Origin of the sequence: Roseobacter sp. TSBP12 (assembly GCF_009129705.1) — a bacterium.
Classification (GTDB): Bacteria; Pseudomonadota; Alphaproteobacteria; order Rhodobacterales; family Rhodobacteraceae; genus Celeribacter; species Celeribacter baekdonensis_A.
The window spans coordinates 1-4,351 of sequence record NZ_PYIB01000084.1; the positions used below are offsets into that span (position 1 = coordinate 1).

Sequence of the window (4,351 nt, forward strand, 5' to 3'; positions counted from 1 at the left end):
CCAGCAGTTCCTGAACCGCTGTCTGGCGCTCCGCATCGACATGCAGGACGCGATCTTTGAGGCCTTCGGCGGGTTTCTTTCCGCCATCATCGAGGATGCGCGCCAGGCGGGCACGCTTGATGTCGGGCTAGAGACCCTGCGCGCGGAAAAGTTCGTGATCACCGATCGTAAGGTCATCTTCGAGCATGAGGCGACTGGCGCTGCGGCCACCGCCCTGACCGTGGAGCGCACGGATCGCAACGATCCGCTCACCCTGCCCCGGGTCAAGGCCATATGTGCCGATTCAGAAGGCGCGACGCTGTGCTGGAACACGACATCTAAACGCGCGGCGCTGATGGTGAAGGCGCCGGCCTGCATGGACGAGGACGGCGTGCCGATCCTTCGCGTGAAGCTCCTGCGGCCCATGGCGACCGAGATCCTCGCGCTCAGCGAGTTCTCGAAATCGCACTGGGATGAGATCGATGATGCGATGTTCGAGCAGCTCTGGCAGGCCGAGGTCGAGGCAGTGCCGGAATTCACCACGTCGAAAATCACTCTGATCTGCGGTCTTCTGCTGCCGATCTGGGACCGGCTGCCCGTCGACAACATGCGCATCTATCGTCTGCAGACCGAGGATGGAGAACGCGCCATCGGCCGTCTGGTCAGCCAGGAACAGCTTCTCAATGTTTACGCGCGCCTTGGCCTTGACTGCCAGATCGAGATGTCGCCTCAAGAGGTCTTCGCCGCGGTCATGGACGCGAAGACGACCCTCAGCCTGCTCTGCGGCTACCAGCTGCGCCGCTCATTGGTCATGGGACAGCCGAGGCTCGAGCTCATCGGCGCGTCGGGCGCGGCCCTGCCGGGACTGAAAGCTTGGGTTGCTTCACCGAAGTGATCCAGTGGAAAACGCGGGTGTTCATCCCGGTGGATGGCGTCGATGTGGTGGCGCGCGTGCTCGCCGAGCATCCGGTTGGCGCCAGCGGTGCGGATGCTGCCGCATGAGCGCGCGGCGCAGTATCGCAGACCTCTCGGCCGATCTGGCAGACCGCGCCGAAAGTTTCTGCCGCCAGTATTTCCCCAAGGGGCGCAAGCAGGGCAATTATTGGCAGGTCGGCGATACCTCTGGCGCCAAGGGTCAGAGCCTCGCCATCCGGCTCCAGGCGCAAGGTGGTCGTAAAGCCGGGTCCTGGACCGATTACGCGACGGGGCAATATGGCGATCTGATCGACCTGCTGCATGAACGGCTCGGGTCGGTCACGCTGAAGGAAACGCTGAGGGAGGCCCGGTCCTTCCTCGGCGAGGCCCCCTGCCCTGCCGTACCTCGTGAAACCCCAAGGGCTGAGCGCCCGGATGCAGCCCCCAGCAAACGCATCGCGCGGGCGCGGAAACTCTTCGCCGCTGGCAAGCCGGTTCTCGGCACTCTGGCTGCCACCTATCTGCAAGGTCGTGGGATCACACGGTTGGGTCCGGCACTCCGCTATCACCCGCGGGTTTTCCTGCGGAGGGGCGAGGACGGCTCTGATACGCCACAGAGTTCCCCTGCCCTGCTCGCGAAGATCACCGACAATCGTGGTCAGGTCACCGGATGCGCAAGGTTCTATCTCGACCCGTCCACCGGCGGATTAGCCGAAATCGAGAACCCCAAGCGGATCCTTGGGCAGCTGCTTGGCCATGCCATCAGCTTCTGGTCCGGGACCTCTCGCACCGATCTCATCGTCGGCGAAGGTCTCGAGAATACCCTCTCGGTCGGCACGGCTCTGCCTGAGTTCGACCTCGCGTCCTGCCTCACCGCCACTCATCTCGGTCTCTTCATCCCGCCGCCGAGGATCAAGCGCATCTGGATCGCGCGAGACAATGACGAAGTTGGACGTAACGGATCAATAAGATTTCGTAACCGACTGGAATCGCTTGGAATTACCTGTGGTGATCTCGTGCCAAACATGGGTGATTTCAACGGCGATCTGCGGGCTTTCGGCAAGGATGCGCTGCGCCGGTCCCTGCTCAAGGCCATGAAAGCACAAGGTCTGGAGATTGAGGGCGGCTGACCGCCAACTTCCTCAGCGAAGTCCGAAAGGGCAAAGGTTCCGCCAGTTCGATCTGATCCCGTTTGGACAAGGGGAGCGATGGACCGGCGGGTCGGGGCCCAAGAAAGCTGAAAGAGGGGCCCCTCGCCCGGGCAGCAATGCGCCCCGAACCAGAAAATTCCCCTGCCCCACCACATGACCGTGGTGGGCCATTCCTCGCGGGAACAATTTTCCGGCCCGCGGCGCATTCTCCGCTGCGCTCCGATCCTGACGGATGCGGCCCGGTCGCCGCCGGTCCTGTTATCGCCCCATCCAAATCGGGTCAGATCAAACAGAGGAACCAGATAATGCCCCATCAGACAGACATCCAGGAGGAGACCGGCGTAACCTCCGCCATCCTCGACCACCTGGCACTTCATGGCGCAACGCCCGGGCCCGGCGATACCGATCATCGCCCCCTGCCCCAGCCCGACGAGGTCGAGCTCGCCATGGCGACCCTCTTCGACACGACCATCGGTCTCCTCACTGGCAGCCAGTTGGAAGACACTCTCGAAGAGGTGCTCTGGTCCCTCACTTCGATCTTCCATCGTCGGCTCACCCATATCCAGAAGCTTCTCGACGACAATGAATTCGAGGTCCGGGAAAGTATGGCCATCCAGGACGGCTCCGAGGTCGCCTCGGTCGAACTCGAGCGCCTCCAGATGATCGGGCTGAAGCTCTGGGACCATCGCGACGCTTTCGAGCAGATGCGCGATCTAGCCGTGGACCACTTCTCTGCCGCCACGGGCTCGCCCTGGCTGCCCCGCACCGGATCCAAGGTCTCGCATCGCGGCTTGACCTCCGCCGTGGTGGACAGCCGGGCCTATCTCTCGGCCAAGCGCCGCAAGGAGACCGAGGTGCATTGCCCTGAAGGCACTCGGATCGCTTTCTCAGGCGGTGACTATCACGCATATGATCTGATCTGGTCCGTCCTCGACGCTACGCACGCTAAATACCCCGACATGGTGCTCTTGCACGGTGGCACACCCAAAGGCGCCGAGATGATCGCGGCCCGTTGGGCAGATACCCGGGGTGTCACCCAGGTGGTCTTCAAACCCGACTGGAAGAGCCACGGCAAGGCCGCTCCCTTCAAGCGCAACGACAAGATGCTCGAGACCATGCCGCAGGGTCTGATCGCGACACCTGGTTCCGGTATCACCGAGAACATCGTCGACAAGGCCCGCAAGCTCGGGATCCGCATCAAGAGGATCGGGGCTTAGGCCCCGATTCACGCGCCGCGCAAGAGATCCTGCACGACAGAAGGCTTCTTTGCGATCAATGCGAGCAGTACCTGCGCCGGGCCTGTCGGTTGCCGACGTCCATGTTCCCAGTTCAGCAGCGTGCCTTTCGCGACGCCAATGCTCTTGGCGAACTCTGCCTGCGACAGGCCAGTTCGTTGCCGGACTTCGGCGACATCGACCTCCGCCACGGAAAGTTCATGTACCTTCGCGCCTGCCAAATCGCCATCTGCGAAGGCCAGAGCCTCTTCCAGCCCCTTGGTGATGGATTCGAATGCACTCATGTTGCGTCTCCATATTTCGCGACAAGCGCCTTGCTCATCTCTACCGCCGCGGCCTGCTCAGACTTCGACAGGTTGGCTTTCTCATTCTTGGCAAAGACCGTAATCAGAAAGATCGGCATATGGGTCCCGCCAAAGACATACACCGTCCTGAAGCCGCCGCTCTTTCCGCCCCCCTCTCTCGGGATGCGGACCTTCCGAAGTCCGCCGCCAAGAGAGACTCCAGCTTCCGGATTGGCGGCGATGAAGTCGATCGCGGCCTCTCGCTCCTGGTCCGACATGATTGCCTTGGCGCGCCTCTGAAATTCGGGCAGTTCGACCACTGTTTGCAATCGTGTCATCTCTTGTCCCATATAGGTTTCGGCAGTGTATGTGTCAATGACGTATAGCATGAGCACTGGAAGGACAAGTCGGCGACGCTTGCCGGAGCTAGAGAGGATGTCCCGTCCGTTGGTAGCGGCGGCCCTTGGTCAAATGTCCTGTCGCATTTTCTGACCTAGCCAACCAGCCGGGCTGTCATCTAGGGCTATTGGGTGGTTGCGGTGTCTCGTGGCGAGCCGGCCTTTCGTTCCACGCTCTTATCGCGCCGAGCACACCTCCGCATCGTGGGCGCTTCAGCGAAGACTATCGGCACGTTAGTGATCCTGGGGATGCGACTTTGACGTCTGGACTATGTCTCATCTTCGGAGAATTAGGAAGGAGCCAAGACCTTCGTGGCATCTCCCTCGGCTGTTCACCCTGTTTCATTCGCAGCCATCGCACTTCTCCTTTTGTCTGAGTTGCATGACAT

Annotated in this window: 6 protein-coding genes; 4 read left to right on the forward strand and 2 right to left on the reverse strand. The window is 61.6% G+C overall.

All coding sequences use genetic code 11. The features are described from left to right. From C8029_RS20925 to C8029_RS20935, 4 genes are all read left to right on the forward strand, one after another. Positions 1–874, forward strand: an 874-nt coding sequence (locus C8029_RS20925; protein ID WP_226946422.1) for a strawberry notch C-terminal domain-containing protein, incomplete at its 5' end; no start/stop codon positions are given. Next, positions 853–981 carry a hypothetical protein gene (locus C8029_RS22845; RefSeq protein ID WP_286190068.1) on the forward strand — a complete coding sequence of 43 codons (129 nt, stop codon included), beginning with the start codon at positions 853–855 and terminating at the stop codon, positions 979–981. The genes C8029_RS20925 and C8029_RS22845, both read left to right, overlap by 22 nt. Further along, positions 978–2,024: a DUF7146 domain-containing protein gene (locus tag C8029_RS20930; RefSeq protein ID WP_152003655.1), complete on the forward strand. Its 1,047-nt coding sequence runs from the start codon at positions 978–980 to the stop codon at positions 2,022–2,024. Before C8029_RS22845 ends, C8029_RS20930 begins: the two co-directional genes overlap by 4 nt. 326 nt (positions 2,025–2,350) lie before the next feature. Continuing rightward, the gene (locus C8029_RS20935) at positions 2,351–3,262 is read left to right on the forward strand and encodes a DUF2493 domain-containing protein (RefSeq protein WP_107722871.1); all 912 of its coding nucleotides are present in this window, start codon (positions 2,351–2,353) and stop codon (positions 3,260–3,262) included. 8 nt (positions 3,263–3,270) lie between these two features. Here C8029_RS20935 and C8029_RS20940 read toward each other — a convergent pair whose 3' ends face one another. Beyond that, entirely contained in the window at positions 3,271–3,564 is a 294-nt protein-coding gene (locus tag C8029_RS20940; protein ID WP_107722872.1) for a helix-turn-helix domain-containing protein, read from the reverse strand. Continuing rightward, on the reverse strand, positions 3,561–3,902 hold the full coding sequence (locus C8029_RS20945; RefSeq protein ID WP_067263192.1) for a type II toxin-antitoxin system RelE/ParE family toxin: 342 nt from the start codon (positions 3,900–3,902) through the stop codon (positions 3,561–3,563). The genes C8029_RS20940 and C8029_RS20945 overlap by 4 nt, the downstream gene beginning before the upstream one ends. Positions 3,903–4,351 lie beyond the last annotated feature (449 nt).

Coding starts and splice junctions, on each gene's coding strand:
- C8029_RS20930 (WP_152003655.1), top strand. CDS start 978: ATGAGCGCGCGGCGCAGTATCGCAGACCTCTCGGCCGATCTGGCAGAC.
- C8029_RS20935 (WP_107722871.1), top strand. CDS start 2,351: ATGCCCCATCAGACAGACATCCAGGAGGAGACCGGCGTAACCTCCGCC.
- C8029_RS20940 (WP_107722872.1), bottom strand. CDS start 3,564: ATGAGTGCATTCGAATCCATCACCAAGGGGCTGGAAGAGGCTCTGGCC.
- C8029_RS20945 (WP_067263192.1), bottom strand. CDS start 3,902: ATGACACGATTGCAAACAGTGGTCGAACTGCCCGAATTTCAGAGGCGC.